This is a genomic window from Bacteroidetes bacterium GWF2_43_63, assembly GCA_001769275.1.
Taxonomy (GTDB): Bacteria; Bacteroidota; Bacteroidia; order Bacteroidales; family DTU049; genus GWF2-43-63.
In genome coordinates, this window is the sequence record MEOQ01000034.1 from 58915 (window position 1) to 79184 (window position 20270).

Sequence of the window (20270 nt, forward strand, 5' to 3'; positions counted from 1 at the left end):
TTATTTTAATTAATTTTGCACATCCGCGCAAGAATCATGCGCACGCATTGTCTAATTGTCAAATTTTGTTTTATGTTCCGCTTTTCGATATTTTTTCAAGCACTGCTTACGATTATTCTTCCAACCGTTCTTAATGCCCAGCCCGGCAACATGCCGGAAGTTAACTTTCAGATTACAGGAACAGTTCTCGATTCTGTAAGTGGTAAACCTGTTGAATACGCTACCATAGCCCTTATTTCAATGCGTGATTCCAGCATTGCCGGTGGAGGCATAACCGATGCCGCCGGTCGTTTCAGCTTTACCTCGAAAACTCCTGGGCGATTCATGCTTCGCGTAAATTTTATGGGTTATTCTATAAAAAACGTGGGGCCAATGCAGATGAAACCTGGCTCCGGTCCTTTGTTTGATCAAGGCAAGATTTTAATTTCCCAATCATCGCAAGCGCTTTCCGGAGTTGACATCGTTGCTGAAAAACCAATGATCGAGCTGAGTATCGACAAGAAAGTTGTGAATGTAGCGCAGAACATGAGCATGACTGGTGGTACGGCTCTTGATGTGCTAAAAGAAGTGCCGAGCGTTGAAGTAGATCAGGACGGAAACGTAAGTTTGCGTGGAAGCGAGAATGTGACAATCCTCATCGACGGGCGCCCCAGCACAATGACCGGTGCCGACCGTCGTGCAGCTATGGAACAGATTCCGGCCAGTAGTATTGAATCGGTTGAACTTATTACAAATCCTTCGGCTAAGTACAGCCCTGAAGGCATGACAGGAATCATCAATATTATTCTGAAAAAGAAAAAAGGAACGGGACTGAATACCCTTCTGACATTGAATGCAGGCACTAAAAACAAATACAGTGGCTCATTTTCATCAAGCTATTCAACCGATAAGTGGACGCTGTTTGGCAATTACAATTATCAGAATCGTCAGCGGAGCGGCACTGGAGAAAGCGAACGCACTACCTATGATTTGATTGACAGCTATTACCTTCATCAGAGTTTCGACGAGATGCATGCCAACGAATCGCACAATATTAAAATTGGTGGAGAATACTATTTCACTCCCAAATTTATTGTGGCAGCCACAGCATCTACTTTGTTTTTCAGTGATACTGAGGATGAGGATGTGATGAACTACACCATGAATCCCGATGATATTTACACCCTGATTTATCGGAACAGCGCACTCGAAGAAGCATCCATGCGTAACTGGGATGCCAGTTTGAATGTGAAAAAACGCTTTGCCAAACCCAAGCATGAATTAACATTGGATTTTGCCATGAGCAATGGCAACCGAAAGGATAGCTCGTTTAACCGCATTACTTATCTCGAAGACGATTTTGAAACTTTCAGCGATGAGACTCCCGAATGGGCAAAAACTGTTTCACCAAATATCAATGCGGTGAAAACGCTGAAACTCGATTATGTGTACCCATTCAACGACAGCACAAAAATTGAAGCCGGATTCGACGGCTCCATGCGATCTATCGATGCTGACAGCCGTTATTATAATTATGATTTTGCCGGTCAGGAATTTGTTTTCAACGACACAACGTCAAATCATTTTTTATTCAACGAAAATATTGGGGCACTCTATGCCAATTATTCAACTAAAATTAAGAAATGGGGACTTTCACTTGGGAGCCGCATAGAATCTGCATCTACCAATGCACGTCAAGCTGACTCAACAGATAACAAAAAGACCTATTACAGCTGGTTTCCCACCGCTGCATTAAGTTATAAACTTTCAAAAATTCAGGAAATTCAACTTACATACAGCCGACGTATCAACCGGCCCAGCTTCAGGGATCTTAATCCATATATTGATTACAGCGCTTATCCTAATCTTCGCGGAGGGAATCCCTTTCTGGATCCTGAGTACGTCAATGCACTCGAGTTGAGTTATGCATGGTATTCGAAAAAGGGGACCCTTATGCCGACTGTTTTTTACAGAAGAATAACAGATGTTATCTCGCGCTACAGAATGAATATCAATGATTCAGTTTATCTGATGACGATGGAGAATTACACTTCGGCAACCTCTTATGGGTTTGAAATGATTTATACCTACAAGCCGCTCAAATGGTGGAATACAACGGTTAGTGGTTCCTGGTATCGTCACGTAGTAGACGGAAGCAACGTTGAGACAAGCATAACTGCGGCAGCATATGGCTGGCAATTGCGCAACAGTAATTCTTTCCGTTTTAAAAATTCATGGGAAGGCAGTCTTTCGTTTTTCTTCAATTCGCCAAGAGTAACAGGGCAGGGAACACGCGCTGCCATGATCTTTTCGGATGCAGCCATTAAAAAGGGTTTCTTTAAAGATCGGCTTGCATTGTCACTGAATGTCCGAGATCTTCTCGGCACAGGCCGTTTTAAAATGTCGTTCAAGGAAGATGATTATGAAATGGTGATGAATCGTCAATGGGAAGGCCGTGTTTTTATGCTTGGTCTTACCTGGAAAATGTCCGGCGATTATAAATCGAAAGAGCGCCGCAACGGCAACGGCAATGGCGGCGGCGAAGTTGATGATGGCGGCTATTGATATATTAGTTCAGGCGTTAGACAACAGGCGTTAGGCGTCAGTTGCAATCCGATGCCGCGGAGCCGCACATCTTCACATCCTCTTAAGACAAAAGATAAAAGTAGAAAGATAAAAGTAGAAAGATAAAAGTAGAAAGCTCTGTCCTGAGCCTGTCGAAGGGATAAAAGTGATCATCTCGTGTTCCCTCATCCGATCGCTATCGGATTTCACATGTGCATAGCACCACATTTTCACATTATCTCGTATTTCGTATTTTTCGTATGTTTGACATCAAATTGATCTATGCTCTGGTGGTATTTCCCTTTGTTGTTTGTAACCGGGCTCATTGTTGGGTTTGTCAACACCATTGCGGGCAGTGGCTCGTTTCTTTCATTGCCAGTGCTGATTTTCACAGGGATGCCAGCCAATGTGGCCAATGGAACAAACAGGATTTCAATATTGGCGAGTTCATTAACCGGTGTACTTTCTTTTAATCGGAAAAATTATTTTGACATCCGCAATGCTGCAATACTGGCTGCTTTTGCTATACCCGGAGCCATTGCCGGTTCGTTTTTTGTCATTGAAATTTCTGATCAGATTGTTGAAAAAATCATTGGTTATGTAATGTTGGCATTTGCCGTGCTGACATTGTGGAGGCCAATGTCCTTTAATCGGAAACCCACTCCGGGCGCGGTGTTTAAAATAAAATGGTTTCACGGAATTCTGTTTATTCTGATCGGATTTTATGGTGGTTTTATTCAGGCAGGTGTTGGAATTTTTATGTTGTTTGCACTGGTGCTTTCGGTTGGCTATGATCTGGTAAATGCAAATTCAATCAAGCTGGCTCTAACTCTTGTGTTCACACCATTTTCTCTCGCAGTGTTTATTATGAACGATCAGGTGGAATGGATTCCGGGATTGGTACTCGCTGCCGGAAGTATTCTGGGCGCGTTGCTTGGTGCCCGCATCGCCATTCGCAAAGGAATTGGCTTCATGAAGCTGGTTTTATTTGCAGTTTTGCTGTTATCAGCGGCGAAACTTATTTTTTCATAGAAATTTCTATATTTGCTAAAAAAATGGGGGTTATGAAAAAACTATTATTGTTTTCTCTTGGGGTTATTATGGCTTTTGCCATAAATGCCCAGAATGGCGTTCTTTATCCGGCCGATGATGTTTTACTGAAAAAGGCGGTTACAGAGGACCCAAAATTAATTGATCGTTACATGGCATACGAAGCGAATTTCGATTTGCTCATGAACAATTCAAAAACTGATACGCTTATTAATGGAAAAAGAGTGATTCCGGTCGTTTTTCACATTATTCACATGTATGGAGCTGAGAACATCAGCGACGATCAGGTGTATGATGCCATTGAAAAGATGAATATCGATTACAATCTGCAAAATTCAGATACAGCCGATATTTTTCCTTTGTTCAAATCGCGTGCAGCTGATTGCCAGATCGAATTCAGACTCGCGAGAATTGATACCAGCGGAAACTGCACTTCCGGCATCATTCATCACTTTGATCCGCAAACAAATTATGGCTACTTCAGCACCATGGCAAAATACTGCTGGGCTCCAAACAAGTACATGAATATTTTTGCTGTTAATTTCATTTATCCTGAAGGCATGAGTTTGCCCGACGGAGCTTTTATCGGAGGTATGTCTCCGTTTCCGCCCAGCAACACACTTACACAAGCGCTCACTGGCGGCGACACTTTGATGGATGGAGTCCTGATTCGTCAGGATTGCATTGGAACCATAGGTACAGCGACCAATATGGCCGGAATGGGACTCAATCTTGCCAATCGCACATTTACCCATGAAACCGGACATTATTTCAACCTGTATCATCCTTTCCAGTCGTTGTACGCTGCTTTAGGTGTTGACGGTTGTGGCATGCCGCCTCTCATCGAAGCCGGTGATGAAGTAGATGATACTCCTCCGGTTGCGGTTGCTTCTCAAAATACTTCGCTGTCTTGCTTCACTCCGGGCAGCAGAAATTCCTGCAATACTGACAGTCCAGATGAACCAGACATGATCGAAAACTACATGGATTATCAGTGGGGATATTGCACCAATATGTTTTCTATCGGCCAGCTTGACCGCATCAATACTACATTGATGAGCGACCGCAGAAATCTCTGGTCTTATGAAAACCTGGTCGCTACCGGTGTTCTCGACACCAATACAATTCTTTGCGAGCCCGTTGCTGATTTCCATTCCAATGCGCAAACCGTTTGTGCCGGAAGCTCGGTAACTTTCTATGATGTTTCCTATAACGGAACAGTAGCAACCCGTTCCTGGACTTTTGCAGGAGGAACTCCTGCTACTTCAGGCGACCCGGCTCCGAATATTACTTATAACACCCCGGGCACTTATGCGGTTACATTGAAAGTTTACAATGCTACCGGCGATGATTCTCTGACGCTCAATTCATTCGTAACCGTGATGGATCCGACATTGGCTACAGTTGCCCCATTGGTGGAGTCATTCGAGACAATCAGCTTTATCAATGATCTTATAATCCACAATGACACAGGTGCCGCATGGGAACAATCAGCATACGCATGTACCGGATCAAAAGCAATTTATCTGAATAATTTTGATGGTAATGTTGCTGGTAGTCGCGATAACTTTATCACGCCTGCTTATGACTTATCGGGATTGGGAGAACATTCAAAACTTCAGTTCCGCTGCGCCTATGCACCCAAATATGTAGCCGGATCAATATTGTCAGCCGCCGATACAATCTTTGATAAACTAACCGTATATTTCTCCGATGATTGTGGTGTTACCTGGATTAGCAAATTGTCACTTACGGGCAACGCGCTTGCCTCAGCAGATCCTGCAGAGACAGCTTTTTCTCCGGCATCCGAAAGCGAATGGGGAACGCATGAAATCGTTATTCCTCAAGGTACGTTGGCAGGCTATGAAAATTTGCGCGTGAAATTTGAGCTTTTCTCGAACGGTGGCAACAACATTTACATTGATGATATCAACATTCACCCGATCAGCTGGTTTGCTATTGACGAAAGTGTAATTGCAGAAAGCTTCAATATTTTTCCAAACCCGGCTGAAAGCGAGACCAATATTGCGTTTGAACTACCTGATAATTCAGATGTAAAATTGTCAGTGCTTGATATTACAGGACGCGAAATAGTTGTTCTTGAATCAGCAAATCTATCTGCAGGCAATTATCAATATCCATTAACCGCATCACAACTGAAAGCCAAGGGAAGTTATTTCATCCGGCTCGAAGTTAACGGAATGCAGATGGTGAAAACGGTGGTGTTTTGATGAATTAATCCAATTCAATTATAATCCCCGCTGAAGCTTTCAGTGGGGATTTTTTTAAATGTCAAATCCGCACAAGATCAAAACAGAAATTATTCAGGTTGGTTTTATTCGTAACTTTACACTCTATCTACATATATGAAACCAGCACATAAACCACTTCAATTTTCCGTTCTCGAAAATGACACCTTGTTGCCTTTTCTGGCTAAAGTTTTTCACGGTAAATCGCGTACGGGGCTCAAGCAAATGTTGCAGAACGGCCGCGTTTCTGTTGATGGTAAGGTGGTGAGCCGTCACGATTTTGAGTTGAACTCCGGAATGGTCGTGGTGATCGGGAAACCTGCATCAAAGCCGTCTGTGAGCATTCCTGGAATTAAAATTCTGTATGAAGATGACAGCATCATTGCCATTGACAAACCTGCAGGACTGCTGACGGTAGGCACTGAGAAGGAAAAATTGAATACCGCTTACAGCTTGTTGAGTCACTATGTGAAGACTGAGAATAAAAGCAACAAAATTTTTATTGTGCATCGGCTCGACCGCGATACATCGGGCGTGCTTGTTTTTGCGCGTAGTACCATGGAGCGCGATATACTGCAGGAATACTGGCACAATGAAAATCACGAACGCGAATATGCCGCACTGGTTTGCGGAAAAGTTGATGAGCCCAAAGGCCGCATTGAGAGCTGGCTGAAAGAAAATGCCAATCTGCAGGTTTTTTCCAGTATGAGACCGGATGACGGGCAACATGCCATTACGAACTGGGAACTGGTGCAGCAGAACGATGATTTCAGCTTGCTCAAAGTAACCCCCGAAACAGGCCGCAGAAACCAAATCCGCGTGCATCTGTGCGACATCGGTTTTCCGATTGTAGGCGATCGCCGCTATGGGAACGGGCAGAACCCTATTGGAAGACTGGGATTGCATGCTACATTGCTGTCGTTTGTTCATCCGCAAAGCGGTAAAGTGATGCAATTTGAATCTCCGGTACCGGGGAGTTTTATAAGAATGGTCAAATAGTAATAATGAACGATTTTGTACGGTTTGAGATTTTGAAACTTGTTCATATCAGAGTTTATCTGTTATTGTTTCTATTTCTTGGAGCAGCAACGCCATTTGTATTGATGCAATCAATTCCACTTACCGAAAACCAGGTTGCTGGGTCTGCCACAGCCTTGATTGCGCTGACTCTGACATACTTGTTTTTATTCAATCGTTATAAAATATGCGGGTATCTGAGAATGTATGAGGATAGAATTGAGTATTACAATCTGAATAAAGAAATTGAAATTGTATGTCCGGTTTCGGAAATGCGTTCTTTAAAATTACGGGTAAATGGGACTCATGATCAGAATTTTAAAATACCCTATGAACAATCAAATCTGAATTATAGCAATGCAAAGAAGGCTGTTAGCAGAATAGTTTTAACTTCATCAACAAGAATATTGAAAAATAAGATCAGGACTAAGGGTTATTCCTATGAGTTGCTAATAGAAATTCTCGAAGGATATCGAAAAGACGGAATCGATGTTAAATACACAATTTTCAAGTGATATATGGACATTTGTTTTCATGTGAAGTGATTTGTTACTTTTGTGTTTAGTATTGATTGACAATTAATCGTTGCTTTTTTCTGAAAAACATCCAAAATGGAAACAATTTTATTTATCCTCATCGGGATTGCTGTTTTAAACATCGTTTTGCTCTTTGTTTTTCGTCCGAAGCAGCAACAAACCGATGTTTCATCAAAGATTGATCTGTTTTCAGCATCGCTTCAGCGAGTCGAGACAGGGCTTAAAGATGATTTTCAGCGCAACCGCGAAGAGAGCGGAAAGCTTTCGAAAGAAAACCGGGACGAACTCAGCAACTCGCTGAAAGAATTTAAAACGGAGATGAGCGAGACGCTCAGATTGATTACCGAAGAAAATCGCAAAGCATTGGAAAAGCTCACTGCAACGGTTGAGCAGAAGCTTATATTATTGTCGGAACAATCGGGTAAAAATGCTGAACAGCAACGCGAAGCATTGGAGAAATCGATCAAAGGTTTTCAGGAATCATTTGACAAAAGCGTGCAATCGTTTAACGAAGTGCAGCGCGAAAAATTTTCACAGCTCGAAAGCCGGCAGAACGAATTGGTTGTGAATACTGAAAAGAAACTTGAATCTATCCGCGTTACTGTTGAAGAGAAGCTTGAAAAAACGCTCAGCGAGCGGCTTGGACAGAGTTTTGAAACGGTTGGAAAACAATTGATTGAAGTGCAGAAAGGACTTGGCGAAATGCAATCGCTTGCGCAGGATGTTGGTGGTCTAAAAAAAGTATTAAGCAACGTGAAGGATCGTGGCGGAGTAGGCGAGATTCAACTCGAAATGCTGCTTGAGCAAATTCTGGCTCCTGAGCAATACGCCGCCAACGTTAAAACAAAAGCGGGTTCCAACGATCTGGTTGAATTCGCCGTTAAACTTCCGGGGAAAGATGATTTGAATTCAGTCGTGTACTTGCCTATTGATGCCAAGTTCCCGCGCGATGTGTATGAAAAAGTGGTTGACGCCTACGATAAAGGTGAACCCGCAGTCATTGATGCTGCCAACAAGGAGCTTGAAAACACCATAAAAAAAATGGCAAAAGACATCCGCGACAAATACATCGATCCGCCGCACACCACTGACTTTGCCATTATGTTTTTACCATTCGAAAGTATTTATGCCGAGGTAATTCGCAGATCTCATTTGCTTGAACAGCTTCAACGTGAATTTAAAATCACTGTGACCGGACCAACAACACTTGCGGCCATACTCAACAGTTTGCAAATGGGATTCCGCACGCTGGCAATTCAAAAACACAGTGGTGAAGTGTGGAAAATTCTGGGTGCAGTGAAAACGGAATTCGAAAAATTTGGCGGCTTACTTGAGAAAGCACAGAAACACATTAGCAATGCTGGCGAAACCCTCGATCAGCTGAAAGGAACCCGCACGCGCGCCATTCAGCGCCAATTGCGCGATATACAGGTGTTGCCCGGTGTTGAAGAAGCGGATGTAACAGAAATCACGGCTGGTGACGATGAATAGTTTCTGAATATCTGTGAAATATAAAAGCCATCTGATTTTTAGTTCAGACGGCTTTTTAATGAAATTCAATAAACTTCAGAATCCAAATGCAACTCCGATATTCACACCAAGCCAATCGACATCAGCGTTATCAGCCATAACATAATTCCATTTTAATTCACCGGTTACAGCCAGATTGTCATTGATTTGATAAGCAATGCCGGCTTTGGGTGCAATGCCGAAATACAATTCGGAATCTTTCATTTCTGAGCTGCCGATCTTCCATTTCAGACTGTAGTTGTACAAACCGATGTCTGTGCCGAGATATGGCCTCAATGGGGCTTCCTGCAAATAATATTCAACCAACGCTGTGATAGGCATCATTGAGCTGGATATGTCATCCCAGTCTGTGCCGAAGTGATGATAGCCCAGGTTGAGTCCAAAGGCCACATCGTCGGTAACAAAATACTTTCCACTGAAATTTAAGCCAAACCCCATGTTGTAGCCATCTGCAAAATCTCCCAAAGGGAATTGTGGCCCGACCTGGAGACCAACCTGCACCTGTGAATAACCTGCAGATGCTATCATGCTGAACACGACCAATGCGAAAATTCTGATTTTTTTCATGATGAATGTTTTTAATACTGCAATATTATTAATTATTTGCTTAATAGATTTTGTATTTTAGCAAAAAAATCATGAGATTCTTACTTCTGTTATTTTGTACTATGATGTCAGCATTTTCTGCACAATCACAATCTGTGATACAGCTTCCAGCGCCGGTTAAGACTGGGGGGAAACCATTGATGGAGGTCTTGAATGAACGGATTTCCGGACGCGAATTTCTTGACTCGGCCATGTCGGAGCAGCAGATAAGCAATTTACTTTGGGCTGCTTACGGAATAAACAGAAGTGAGTCTGGAAAGCGCACAGCGCCCTCTGCCCGCAACATGCAGGAATTCGATATTTATCTTGCCCAAAAAAAGGCAATCTATAGCTGGAAATCCGACAGCAATCAGCTGGTATTATTAAAGGCTGGCGATTTTCGCGGCCGCATCGGTCGTCAGGCATTTGTGGCATCAGCATCGCTCGTGTTGATTTTTGTTGCAGATTATGATCGTATGGGAAAGATGGAAGACGCCACAAAAGATTTTTACAGTGCTGCCGATTGTGGCTATATCAGTCAGAATGTGTATTTGTTTGCCGCGTCCGAAAATCTGAGCACGGTTGTTTTGGGTTCTGTTGAGCGCGAATCAGTTGCCCTTTTGCTCGGACTGAAAGAATCGCAAAAAATAGTATTTGCGCAACCGGTTGGATTCAAACTAATTAAATAGATTAAAAGTCTGTTTAAAAATGATGCAGCATACAAAAACAACATCCCACCGTCCGAAAGCGACAACGGAGCTGAAGGACATAGAACCGTTGTTTTTGCTGTTGTTACGACGGTTCCATGTTCCGGCTTATGTTTTATCGTTTAGTCTCAATAGGCAGCCGGAACGGTGGAATGTCGTAACAATGAGCAGTTTTCAGACTGTCTCTAAGCGATTGTCCTTAAATTCAACCCGTTTGTAGTGACTTTTGAATTAATGGGCGGAAAGCTTATTTATGCGCAGTCAATTTGATTAAATTTGCGCTTGATGAGAAATTACTTTTTATTACTGATCCTGACGCTTCTGCCTGCATTGATTTCTGCTCAGGTAAAAAACACTGTTGCTGTTCGCACAATCGTCGCACCTGTAATTGATGGTGACATAAGCGATGATTGTTGGAATATTTCATCGCCAGCAGATAAGTTCTTGCAGAAAAGTCCTTTCTATAACCAGCCTGCAACGCAGCAATCCGAAGTCAGGGTGCTTTTTGACGACAATGGAATTTATTTTGCAATCCGTTGTTACGACAGTGCTTCCGACAGCATTCTGCGCCAGCTGGGAACGCGTGATGAGGACTTGAATGCTGACCGTTTCAACGTGAAAATTGATCCGTACAACAATCATCTCGACGCTTATGTTTTTGGAGTGTATGCATCGGGGCCGCAGGCTGACAGCCGTTTTCAGGATGCAGCATTCAATGCGGTCTGGAAAAGCGAATCAAAAATTGATGACAAAGGCTGGACGTCTGAAATGTTTATACCTTATAGCGCTTTAAGATTTCCGAAATCAGATGTGCAGTTGTGGGGAATACAGTTCGAGCGCCTGATCAGACGTTCGCGCGAAACCAGTCAGTGGGCACTCGAAGAGCAGAATGCCTCAAATGTTCAATTGCTGTGGGGCACACTGAGCGGCATACAGGGCATTGATCCGCCGGTGCGTTTGTCTTTAAATCCATATGTATCTGCTTCTGTTTCGCATTTTCCGCATCATGATGAACATGTGGATGACTACTCGAGGAACTTTGGTGGCGGGCTCGATCTCAAAGCCGGACTAAGCGAAAGCTACACAATCGACATGACGCTTCTGCCCGATTTCAGCCAGGTACAGAGCGATGACATCATTAATAATCTTTCCGCCTTTGAAACTCAATACGAGGAGCAGCGCATGTTTTTCAAAGAAGCAGTTGATCTTTTTCAAAAAGGAAATTTATTTTATTCGCGTCGTATAGGTCGCATGCCACGCGGTTTTTTCGATATTTATTCGCAACTTGATTCAGGCGAAACTGTTATTTCAAACCCTTCTCAGTCGCAACTGGTCAACGCTTCAAAAATCTCTGGTCGCGGAAATAATGGCCTTGCAGTTGGATTTTTTAATGCCGTTACCAGGAATACCTATGCTGAAATCCGCACTGTTGGCGGAGATACACGAAGAGTACTTACCGAACCTTTTGCGAATTACAATATACTGGTTGTAGATAAGGAATTTAAAAACAGTAATTCCTTTTACATCATCAACAACAATGCTTTGCGTGAACGCGTGTATCAGAGCAGTAATGTGACAGGTGCAGGTACAGGAATTTTTCTCAGAAAAAAAACATTTAAACTGTCATTCAATACTGCTGTCACTCAAAATGATACGACGCTGTTTTCAGAACGTGCACTTGATCGTGCCGGACTGGCTCATGCCACCTCATTTTCAAAAGTTCGCGGAAACTGGACATGGACGCTTGGACAGAGTACACGGAACAGCCGATTCGACTATGATGATATGGGTATTATGTCGATGAACAATTATCAAAGCTACACGTTCTCATCGGCCTATGCCTGGTACAATCCTGCAACGTGGCTGAAGGAAATCCGAATGAATAATTATCTTGAATCTTCCTACAGACTCTCAACGGGTCGTTCAATCGGAAGTGAGGCAATGATTCGTTTCAGCCTGCTCACCATGAAGCATCATTTTTATATCTGGGGCGGATACGAACATTCACTGACCCGGGCGTATAATTATTATGAATCGAGAAATCCCGAAATGCCTTATTATGAGCCACACTGGTCATATGCGTACCTTGGTTTTTCCAGCTCTTACAGCAAACCATTTGCACTGGATGGTGATTTCTCTTTTGTAAGTGTTCCCTACGATGACTCATATGCCATCAATATTGCGCTTTCTCCATTTTTGAAAATCGGAAATCGTTTTCAATTGCGTTACGAAGTTGGCACAGAAAACACACTTCGCAGTGTTGGTTATGCTGGAACAGATACACTTGGAATGCCGCTTTTTGGCGTGCGCGATGTAGTGACTGTGAACAACACTCTTTCGCTTACGTATGTCATCCGCAACTATATGCCAATTACATTGCGCGTTCGGCATTATTACAACGAAGGCCGCTATGACCGCTACATGACACTCGATGAAACCGGAGAACCTTTTATTGCAGCAAACGCTGACTACAACCACGATTTCACCTTCAATGCTTTCAATGTTGATTTTGTTTATTCATGGCAGTTCTCTCCGGGCAGCTCTCTGAGCCTGATCTGGAAGACCGGCATTCAAACAGAACTGCTGCCTACGCACATGAATTATTTGCAGAATTTTCGCCACACCCTCGACAGCGATCAGTTCAATTCACTCACGCTGAAAGTGATTTACTATTTGGATTATCAGCAGGTGAGAAAGCACAAGGCTTAGGATATGGAATCGTTGTTATTGAATCTGTTACGACGATTCCATATTCCGGCCGAATATTATCCCTCGAAGGGTTCTGAACCCTTCGAGGGATTTCGAACCGGCCGGAACGATGGAATATCGTAACGATTGTAACGCCTGTCAATTAACGCCTGTGCACACGCAGTTTCAAAGAATTTGTCTATTTTTACACATCAAATTTCTTTGTATGAAACGAATTATTTTTGTTCTTTTTGTTGGTCTATCCCTCACTTCATGCCACATAGGGCGTATGGTTGTTTATAATGTAGCCGATGTGAATGATTACAAAAAATCGCCTCAGATTCCATTACGCAAAGCTGACAAACCATTTGTATTTGCTGAAAAACTTCTACCCGAGCTCGATACAGCTGCTTTTCCGAAACGCTTCATAACTGAAGATGAAAAAATTACCGGTTGGGAATCTTTATTTTCAGAAACAAAAACGACTTCATTTCTTATCATCAAAAACGACACGATAAAATACGAGAAATATTTTCTAGGCAGAGATGAAAACAGCATATTCACTTCGTTTTCGGCAAACAAATCCTTTATCTCAGCGTTGGTAGGGATTGCCATTGATGAAGGAAAAATTTCTTCGGTAAAAGACCCCATCACAAAATATCTCACTGAGTTTAAAAATCCAGGATTTGAAAAAATTACCATTGAGCATCTTCTCAACATGGAATCTGGGATTCGCTTCCGCGAGAATTATTTCAACCCTGTTGCAGAAATTGGCAAATACTACTATGGGAAAAATCTGAAAAAATATGTCACAAACCTGAAGGTGGAAAAAGACCCGGGGACTGTATTTGAATACAGAAGTATCAACACACTTTTGCTGGGAATGATTGTAGAAAAAGCAACCGGAACTTCGCTTGACAAGTATTATCAGGATAAACTCTGGACGCCGCTGGGAATGGAATGCGACGCCACCCTGAACACCGATTCCAAAAATGGTAATCAGATAAAATGTTATACGGGACTGAATGCCAGAGCTTGTGATTATGCAAAGTTCGGACGACTGTATCTGAACAAAGGCAATTGGAATGGGAAGCAGATTGTTACCGAAGAATGGGTAATGTCAACCATTACACCCGTTGTAAAAGAGCGTTCTTCGGTGTATTACAAATATCAGTGGCGAATCGACAATGCAGGTAATTACTGGGCTGCAGGACTTTTGGGCCAGTATGTTTTTGTAAATCCCCAACACAAAGTAATAATTGTCCGCACTGGAAAAAAAGATGGTTCGGTGAACTGGCCTACACTGATGGCCCATATTTCGAAAAAGATCTGACATGCCGAAAATCGGGATCCTATCTGACACGCATGGCTCTCTGCCAGATTCCGTGAGCGATTTTTTTGCCGGATGCGACGAAATCTGGCATGCCGGCGATGTAGGCAATCGCACTGTTTTGGAGCAGCTTGCGTCAATAGCTAATGTAAGAGCCGTGCATGGAAATATCGACGGACAGGATGTTCGTCATGTCGCTAATGATCATACTTTTTTTATCTGTGGCGGAAAGCGGGTGTTGATGAAACATATCGGAGGCCGCCCCGGAGCTTATACTCCTGAAACACGCGAACAAATCAGGTCTTTGCGTCCCGATATATTTGTGTGCGGGCACAGCCACATTCTGCTGATTAAGTTCAATAAAAAAGATAATCTGCTGCACATAAATCCCGGCGCAGCCGGCAGCAGTGGCTTTCATAAAATGATTACGCTGCTCCGTTTTCAGATAAACGAAGGAAATATTTCGGCAATGGAATTGTGGGAGAAGCCGCGCAAACAGGCTACCTGAGCCGGTCAGCTGCACGGACTTTCATCTCATCTTTTTTAATGGCTTTGTTTGCAAAAACAAGCATTACCATGCTAATCAGCGGCATTAGGATTCCTATTTCCTTGTAATATGCATTGCCATGAACAGCATTGGCCAATTGCTCGGGAACAAAAAACATGGCGCCAATGAGCAAACAGTTGAGAATAAAAACAAACGCATTGAAACGCATCTGACGAATGCGGTTTTTATACAAAAAGATGGAGATCAGAAAACTAACGACGGTGATAATTCCTGCAAACAAGATCAATAAAGGATTGTAAACGCTTGCAATAAACGAATCACCCTCGCAGGCATGCAGGTAAAGATACCCGGCGCCATCTTCGGCAAGGACTCTTGAAAAGGGAATAAAAATCATAGCCAGGATGGCAAGAGCTCCACCAAGCAGATAGAGTGACTGAATTCGCTGTATCATGGTTTCAAATTTTGACAAAATTAGGAATTTTTCATTCCATAAGCAAATGAAGAATTTCAGGCGATTTCAGTGTGGCTGTTTCAGGAAAATGAAATCTGAAATACATAAGCATTGCCTGAAAAATATTTTTCAGAGATCGTGATGGGATGCGGGTTTCGGATGGGGAATTCGCATCAGACGAAATAATTTCTTTCAGGAAACCGGAATCAGTCAGATTCAATGCGGCCTGCGTAGTTCCGGGTACAAAACCTTTATCAAGCGTGAAAATCAGGGGCTCTTCGGAATTTCCCTGGGAGCCAATGCCAAAACCCAGCAGTGATACCAGTTCAAAGCCGAACCGGACCGGATATGTGGCTGGCAGATTTTTGCTTTCGTTAATAAAGTGAATGCTTTGCTCCATGAAATTAAAAATCTCCTCACTCATCGATTCCTCGCGGATATATCTCATTGCGCATTCGGCCATGAATGTGGCCATGGCCTGACGTCTGAAATCGAACGATCCTGAGCGTGGCACATAATCAAGCGAAAGCGATTTTATTTTCGGAAGCTTGCCGCTTAACCCGCTTATATATTCGCATTCGGCAATACTGAGCGGATAAGAAAGAAAAGGATATTTGTTCCGGTTGTTTTTCAGATACGAAGCAATAAAAAAAGTCCGGAGCCCATCTTCGGTCAGGCATTTGATGATTAAACCGCTGTCGCCGTATTTAACGGTGTGTAGAACAATGCAACGAACAACAGCAATCATAATTAATGATAAAACATAAGTTTGGTTGCGCGGGTTACCGAACCGTCATCGTTGGTTACAAAAACAAGATAAACACCGGTTGCCGGCCGGTCTCCGTTCATGTCAATGCAGTTCCACACCGCTTGTCCGCCTAGTGCTCGCGTTTTGTATATGAGTGTTCCAAACACATCGGTGATGGAAACCCATCCGTTTTCGATAAGGCCTGATACAGAAACATAGCCATTGAAATCGCTCATCACTGGATTTGGGAACACCAGCACCGAATCAAGCGATGCTTTAGCAACTGTTGCCATGCCGCGGTAAGAAATAATGCCGCTTGCTGTCGCAAAAAACACTTCGCCACTTTCAGGAATAATGGATATCCCGTTTATATCATCAGACAGCAGCGGTGAGTTGGTGGATGTGAAGTGGCAGATTTCTTCAGTTCCATCTTCACTCAGCAGAAAAACGCCTGCTTTTTCAGTTCCGACCCACTTGCGGTTTGCTCCATCAACAGCTATGCATTTAACCTTTTCTGATTCCAGAAGAGGCTGAACAAAACCGCCAACGTCAACAAGAATCTGCTGAGCATCATAATTGCCACCTTCAAATACATTAACCGGATCGTAGATTACAGCAATGCCAGCATCTGTTCCAATCCATATTTCATTATCGTGATCGGCAGCAATGCTATACACTCCAAGGCTTGGCAATGCCCCATATCCTTCCGATGTAGTGAGTTTTTTGTACTGATCGTCCGACGTTACATCGATGGTGTTATTGTCGTCGAAAACAAAGATTCCTTCATTGCGGGGCAAGGCAATCCACTTGTAGTTATTCTGATCAATAACCGGACTGGTTGCCGAGCTGAAAGAATATGCCGAAGAAAAAGTAAATGTTTTGAATTGGCCGTTGGCTTTTCTTACACTGAGAAACTTATTGTTTCCCGTAGTTGCAATCCACAGATTACCATCAGAATCAAAAGTAAGTCCGGCAACATTTACACGATCAGGCGAAGCGCTTACCGGCGAAAGAATGCTATTTGATTCATCGTAGACAGTTGTCATTACCCCATCATTGAATTCGATTAGTCCGCCGCCGAACGAGCCGGCAAAAATATGACGGGGATCCGTAGGAACCGTCTGCACTGTGACAAGATCGGATATTGTATCCAGGCCATCTGTAATATAACCATAATAGAATTCCCAGTTTTCGTTGTTGAAAACCGAAATCTCGGCAGGGCGGTATAAACTGATCCACGATTCATTGTATCCTCCTGGAACGGTAGAAATATTGTTTCCATTTACGGCAAGACTGAAAGAATTAGTTGAGAAGGGCCCCTCTGGTCGCAGAATCATGCTGTTCCAATAACCCCATGTTTTAAGCAGTCCGTAGTTTTGATCACCAACAAACAGAAATCCGTCCGTAGTAAATTCTGCTTCATTTGGATTTGGGACAAGGCTGTTGTATTGAAAAACGGAACCCAATGAATTCAAATCCGTATCAAATACCTGAAGAAAGCTATAGCCACAAACCACCAGTTTGTTTTCAGACACATTCAGTCCTCGGTTTTCGACGCCGGCAAATGGTGTAAATTTCTCCCAACTATTTCCATCGTGATAGTAAACAGTATCAGCGTCGAACATCTCGAGCGAAAAAGTTGTGAAAAGCTTGTCGGAAAACACTTCCAGGTCTGTGTAATTTCCATTGGGAACAGGCACATTCATTTTGCTCCAGTTGCCAAAGTAAGCCAGGTTAGAACTATTTAAATCGGCCTTGTAAATACCTTCATCGGAAGATGCGAAAATCGAATCTCCATAAAACTCAATGTCTTTTACATTCACCTGAGCACCATTATCTCCGATGTAGTACGTGTCCTTAATTTCTTTTTTTGGAATATCTATAACAACAATCCCAAAACCGCAGCACAGGTATGCAAAGCGACTACTGATCACAACATTGTTGATGGTTTTGTTTCCGGGAATGCTCTTTCTTTTTATGTCAGGTAAATTAAAAACGGTGCTGTCAGGAAGTATCAGGTCTATGTTTGTGTTTGAATAGCCAACAACAAGTGTTTTGTATGTTTTTGAATATTCGATGGACGAAATGCCGATATCGCTTAATCCCTGGACGGTAGAAAAGCGGACAATTTCCCAAGTTAAAACATCGTAATAAAAGAGCGAATATGGAGTGGCAGCATAAATGAGGTCATCAGTAACAGCTACATCGGTTACAGTTGAGTATGGAAGATGATCGCGCCATTCGCCAACAGCCACTCCCTGCGCGGAAATCAGGCCTGTCAGAGTGATCTGAAAATATATCAGCAGAAGTATTCTTCTCATATGAGCAAAAGTAATGATTTTTGCCTATTAACTTTAAAAGCGCTTTTTTATTGCCCTGAAAGTGTTTCCCGTCAAGGAATTCATTTTTCTAAAACTGACCAGAAAAACACCGGTGAAAATCAGTATGGCGGCAATTACTTTTGGTAAGTCCAGAACTTCCAAGCCTGTGTAGATTCCAATGGCTCCGCTGATTACTGGTTGCATGTAAATATATGCACCAACGGTGCCGCTGCTAAGATATTTAATTCCGAAAACGGTGAGTAGATAAGTAAGAAACGTTGTCCCAACCACTACATAAACAAGCGCCATCCACATTTCGGGCGGCATTTGCAATTGCGTCAATTCCGCTGCAGCATTAAAACTGAATGGAATAAATGCCAGCATGCCGGCAAAAAATATCCAGAATACCACACGCAATGGATCATGGCGTTGCATGAGCGGTTTGGCAAGAACGAGATATGCGCTGTAAGCTGTAATGTTGACGATAATAATGATGTTGCCGCGCAGGTGGTCCGAACTCCACGAAATACTTTTTCCATGAAGTGTGAGCCATACAGCTCCGGCCAATCCTACAATAATTCCGATAACCTGCATTGTTGTTGAGCGCTCGCGGATAATGAAAAAAGCAAGAATTAAAACCACAACAGGGCTGATGGTGTGCAACAGAGCCGCTTCTACGGGCGTAGTCAAATTAAGCCCGGTGAAAAACATGAATTGATTGATAGTAACACCCAGGATTCCACAAATAAATATCAGAACCCATTCTTTGAATACAAACCGGCTCTTTTTGGTAAAAGGAAGCAGGAACGCAAACAGTATTGTCGCTCCTACGGTGCGGCAAATGATGATCTGAGCCGGAGTCATAAAGTCGGGCATCAGCGATTTGGCGATCCAGTAGTTGGCGCCAAACAATAATCCCGAAATGATCAGAGCTACATGCGCAAGCCGCGTTGAGGAATTCATGGGACAAAGATAATCAGGAACTTTTCATGGAGTGATCATTAGTGAGCGATTTCAGTTTTCTTTGGCGCAGCGTAAGTGCTGAATAAATGTCTTTGCAAGTTTTGCATCAAGCATTGAAAACGCAAAACAACGCTTACCAAGATCTTTCAACGAGGCACCAATGTGGTAAAGTCTTTTATTGTCTATTAGCAAAAAGCGGTCATGAGCAGAGCTGGAAATATTTATTTCAACAGGTGGATATTGGCTATTGTATTTGTCAATGTCTGTTTGCAGCGCAGCGCTGACTTTTTTCAGATAAATGCGCGCGATAGTATCATGCCGTCTTTTCGAAAGCAGCATCAATACTGATGCATCTACATAGTGGTCCCAGAGCTCAATCGACTTTTCTGCAGATTGAATCAGGTCAGACACAAAAGCCCACGCATCAAAGATCTGACCTTCGAAGAAGATACCTTGTTTTGGCGTGACAGAACCAGATTCCATAGCAGAGAACACTTTTTCGATTTTCAGGTCTGTTTCCGATTGTTTTTGTTCCAGAACACTTACGCGGCTCAGTATGGTTTTATTTGAAATAAGGAATTTTCGCATTTCAACAAATGCACTTATAATCAGGATGCTTACTTGCGCTGCTATTTCACTGCGTAAAACTGTTGCCAGCATTGCCACTCCTTGTTCCGTAAATGCATACGGATTCGATGCTGAATGTTTTAATATCGACAACCGGTCACAATTTGTGACCAGTTCAGTGAGTTCGTAATCAGTTAGTTGAAAACGCCATTGTGGGGGAAAGCGATTCAGATTTCTTTTTACCGATTGATTCAACACTTTTGTGCTGATTTGATATAATTCAGCGAGATCGCGGTCAATCATCGTCTGTTCACCCCTAATTGAAAATATGCGGTTTTCGATTTCGTTTATTTGTATTATTTCCATGGCGTTTTCCATCGTTTTTATAGTGTTTTTAGGCAGTCAGTATATTTTCTCTGAATCCGGTAATCACTTTTTGGTCCATCAGCGAAAATGCAAAACAACGTTTCCCCAGA

The 20270-nt window shown here is 42.8% G+C and carries 16 protein-coding genes; 10 read left to right on the forward strand and 6 right to left on the reverse strand.

Annotated elements, in window-relative coordinates:
* Positions 1-72: 72 nt before the first annotated feature.
* The 6 genes from A2W93_07380 (at position 73) to A2W93_07405 (ending at position 8887) form a co-directional block, all read left to right on the forward strand.
* Positions 73-2544: a hypothetical protein gene (locus A2W93_07380; GenBank protein ID OFY54049.1), complete on the forward strand. Its 2472-nt coding sequence runs from the start codon at positions 73-75 to the stop codon at positions 2542-2544.
* 282 nt (positions 2545-2826) lie between these two features.
* Positions 2827-3576: a hypothetical protein gene (locus A2W93_07385; GenBank protein ID OFY54050.1), complete on the forward strand. Its 750-nt coding sequence runs from the start codon at positions 2827-2829 to the stop codon at positions 3574-3576.
* 23 nt (positions 3577-3599) lie between these two features.
* Positions 3600-5825 (forward strand): hypothetical protein, encoded by a 2226-nt coding sequence (locus tag A2W93_07390; protein OFY54051.1) that lies wholly within the window; start codon positions 3600-3602, stop codon positions 5823-5825.
* Between the two features lie 135 nt (positions 5826-5960).
* Positions 5961-6842, forward strand: coding sequence for a hypothetical protein (locus A2W93_07395; GenBank protein OFY54052.1), 882 nt, complete (start codon positions 5961-5963; stop codon positions 6840-6842).
* A 5-nt stretch (positions 6843-6847) separates the two neighbouring features.
* A complete protein-coding gene (locus A2W93_07400; GenBank protein OFY54053.1) occupies positions 6848-7375 on the forward strand; it encodes a hypothetical protein in 528 nt (175 codons plus the stop codon).
* Between the two features lie 339 nt (positions 7376-7714).
* Positions 7715-8887 (forward strand): recombinase RmuC, encoded by a 1173-nt coding sequence (locus A2W93_07405; GenBank protein OFY54064.1) that lies wholly within the window; start codon positions 7715-7717, stop codon positions 8885-8887.
* 75 nt (positions 8888-8962) lie between these two features.
* Here A2W93_07405 and A2W93_07410 read toward each other — a convergent pair whose 3' ends face one another.
* Positions 8963-9493, reverse strand: coding sequence for a hypothetical protein (locus tag A2W93_07410; protein ID OFY54054.1), 531 nt, complete (start codon positions 9491-9493; stop codon positions 8963-8965).
* Positions 9494-9597: 104 nt separating this feature from the next.
* On the opposite strand from A2W93_07410, the gene A2W93_07415 reads away from it, so the two are divergent.
* From A2W93_07415 to A2W93_07430, 4 genes are all read left to right on the forward strand, one after another.
* A complete protein-coding gene (locus A2W93_07415) occupies positions 9598-10200 on the forward strand; it encodes a hypothetical protein (GenBank protein ID OFY54065.1) in 603 nt (200 codons plus the stop codon).
* A gap of 303 nt (positions 10201-10503) precedes the next feature.
* Positions 10504-12927, forward strand: a complete 2424-nt coding sequence (locus A2W93_07420; protein ID OFY54055.1) for a hypothetical protein — start codon at positions 10504-10506, stop codon at positions 12925-12927.
* A gap of 205 nt (positions 12928-13132) precedes the next feature.
* On the forward strand, positions 13133-14239 hold the full coding sequence (locus tag A2W93_07425) for a hypothetical protein (GenBank protein OFY54056.1): 1107 nt from the start codon (positions 13133-13135) through the stop codon (positions 14237-14239).
* A gap of 1 nt (position 14240) precedes the next feature.
* Positions 14241-14744, forward strand: coding sequence for a hypothetical protein (locus A2W93_07430; GenBank protein ID OFY54057.1), 504 nt, complete (start codon positions 14241-14243; stop codon positions 14742-14744).
* On the opposite strand, the gene A2W93_07435 is transcribed toward A2W93_07430, so the two are convergent.
* The 5 genes from A2W93_07435 to A2W93_07455 are packed head-to-tail and all read right to left on the reverse strand — an operon-like array spanning position 14737 to position 20172.
* Positions 14737-15195: a hypothetical protein gene (locus A2W93_07435; GenBank protein ID OFY54066.1), complete on the reverse strand. Its 459-nt coding sequence runs from the start codon at positions 15193-15195 to the stop codon at positions 14737-14739. The two genes, A2W93_07430 and A2W93_07435, sit on opposite strands and share 8 nt — an antisense overlap.
* 31 nt (positions 15196-15226) lie before the next feature.
* Complete coding sequence (locus A2W93_07440; GenBank protein OFY54058.1) at positions 15227-15943, reverse strand: hypothetical protein; 717 nt, start codon at positions 15941-15943, stop codon at positions 15227-15229.
* Between the two features lie 2 nt (positions 15944-15945).
* Entirely contained in the window at positions 15946-18264 is a 2319-nt protein-coding gene (locus A2W93_07445; protein OFY54059.1) for a hypothetical protein, read from the reverse strand.
* Between the two features lie 33 nt (positions 18265-18297).
* Complete coding sequence (locus A2W93_07450) at positions 18298-19227, reverse strand: hypothetical protein (protein ID OFY54060.1); 930 nt, start codon at positions 19225-19227, stop codon at positions 18298-18300.
* A gap of 51 nt (positions 19228-19278) precedes the next feature.
* Complete coding sequence (locus A2W93_07455) at positions 19279-20172, reverse strand: DNA-binding protein (protein OFY54061.1); 894 nt, start codon at positions 20170-20172, stop codon at positions 19279-19281.
* Positions 20173-20270 lie beyond the last annotated feature (98 nt).

Bases quoted from the DNA above. Each gene is read 5' to 3' on its own strand.
- A2W93_07430 (OFY54057.1), top strand. From the start codon at position 14,241: ATGCCGAAAATCGGGATCCTATCTGACACGCATGGCTCTCTGCCAGAT.
- A2W93_07415 (OFY54065.1), top strand. From the start codon at position 9,598: ATGTCAGCATTTTCTGCACAATCACAATCTGTGATACAGCTTCCAGCG.
- A2W93_07425 (OFY54056.1), top strand. From the start codon at position 13,133: ATGAAACGAATTATTTTTGTTCTTTTTGTTGGTCTATCCCTCACTTCA.
- A2W93_07390 (OFY54051.1), top strand. From the start codon at position 3,600: ATGGGGGTTATGAAAAAACTATTATTGTTTTCTCTTGGGGTTATTATG.
- A2W93_07450 (OFY54060.1), bottom strand. From the start codon at position 19,227: ATGAATTCCTCAACGCGGCTTGCGCATGTAGCTCTGATCATTTCGGGA.
- A2W93_07380 (OFY54049.1), top strand. From the start codon at position 73: ATGTTCCGCTTTTCGATATTTTTTCAAGCACTGCTTACGATTATTCTT.
- A2W93_07405 (OFY54064.1), top strand. From the start codon at position 7,715: ATGAGCGAGACGCTCAGATTGATTACCGAAGAAAATCGCAAAGCATTG.
- A2W93_07410 (OFY54054.1), bottom strand. From the start codon at position 9,493: ATGAAAAAAATCAGAATTTTCGCATTGGTCGTGTTCAGCATGATAGCA.
- A2W93_07400 (OFY54053.1), top strand. From the start codon at position 6,848: ATGAACGATTTTGTACGGTTTGAGATTTTGAAACTTGTTCATATCAGA.
- A2W93_07435 (OFY54066.1), bottom strand. From the start codon at position 15,195: ATGATACAGCGAATTCAGTCACTCTATCTGCTTGGTGGAGCTCTTGCC.
- A2W93_07440 (OFY54058.1), bottom strand. From the start codon at position 15,943: ATGATTGCTGTTGTTCGTTGCATTGTTCTACACACCGTTAAATACGGC.
- A2W93_07445 (OFY54059.1), bottom strand. From the start codon at position 18,264: ATGAGAAGAATACTTCTGCTGATATATTTTCAGATCACTCTGACAGGC.
- A2W93_07455 (OFY54061.1), bottom strand. From the start codon at position 20,172: ATGGAAAACGCCATGGAAATAATACAAATAAACGAAATCGAAAACCGC.
- A2W93_07385 (OFY54050.1), top strand. From the start codon at position 2,827: ATGCTCTGGTGGTATTTCCCTTTGTTGTTTGTAACCGGGCTCATTGTT.
- A2W93_07420 (OFY54055.1), top strand. From the start codon at position 10,504: ATGAGAAATTACTTTTTATTACTGATCCTGACGCTTCTGCCTGCATTG.
- A2W93_07395 (OFY54052.1), top strand. From the start codon at position 5,961: ATGAAACCAGCACATAAACCACTTCAATTTTCCGTTCTCGAAAATGAC.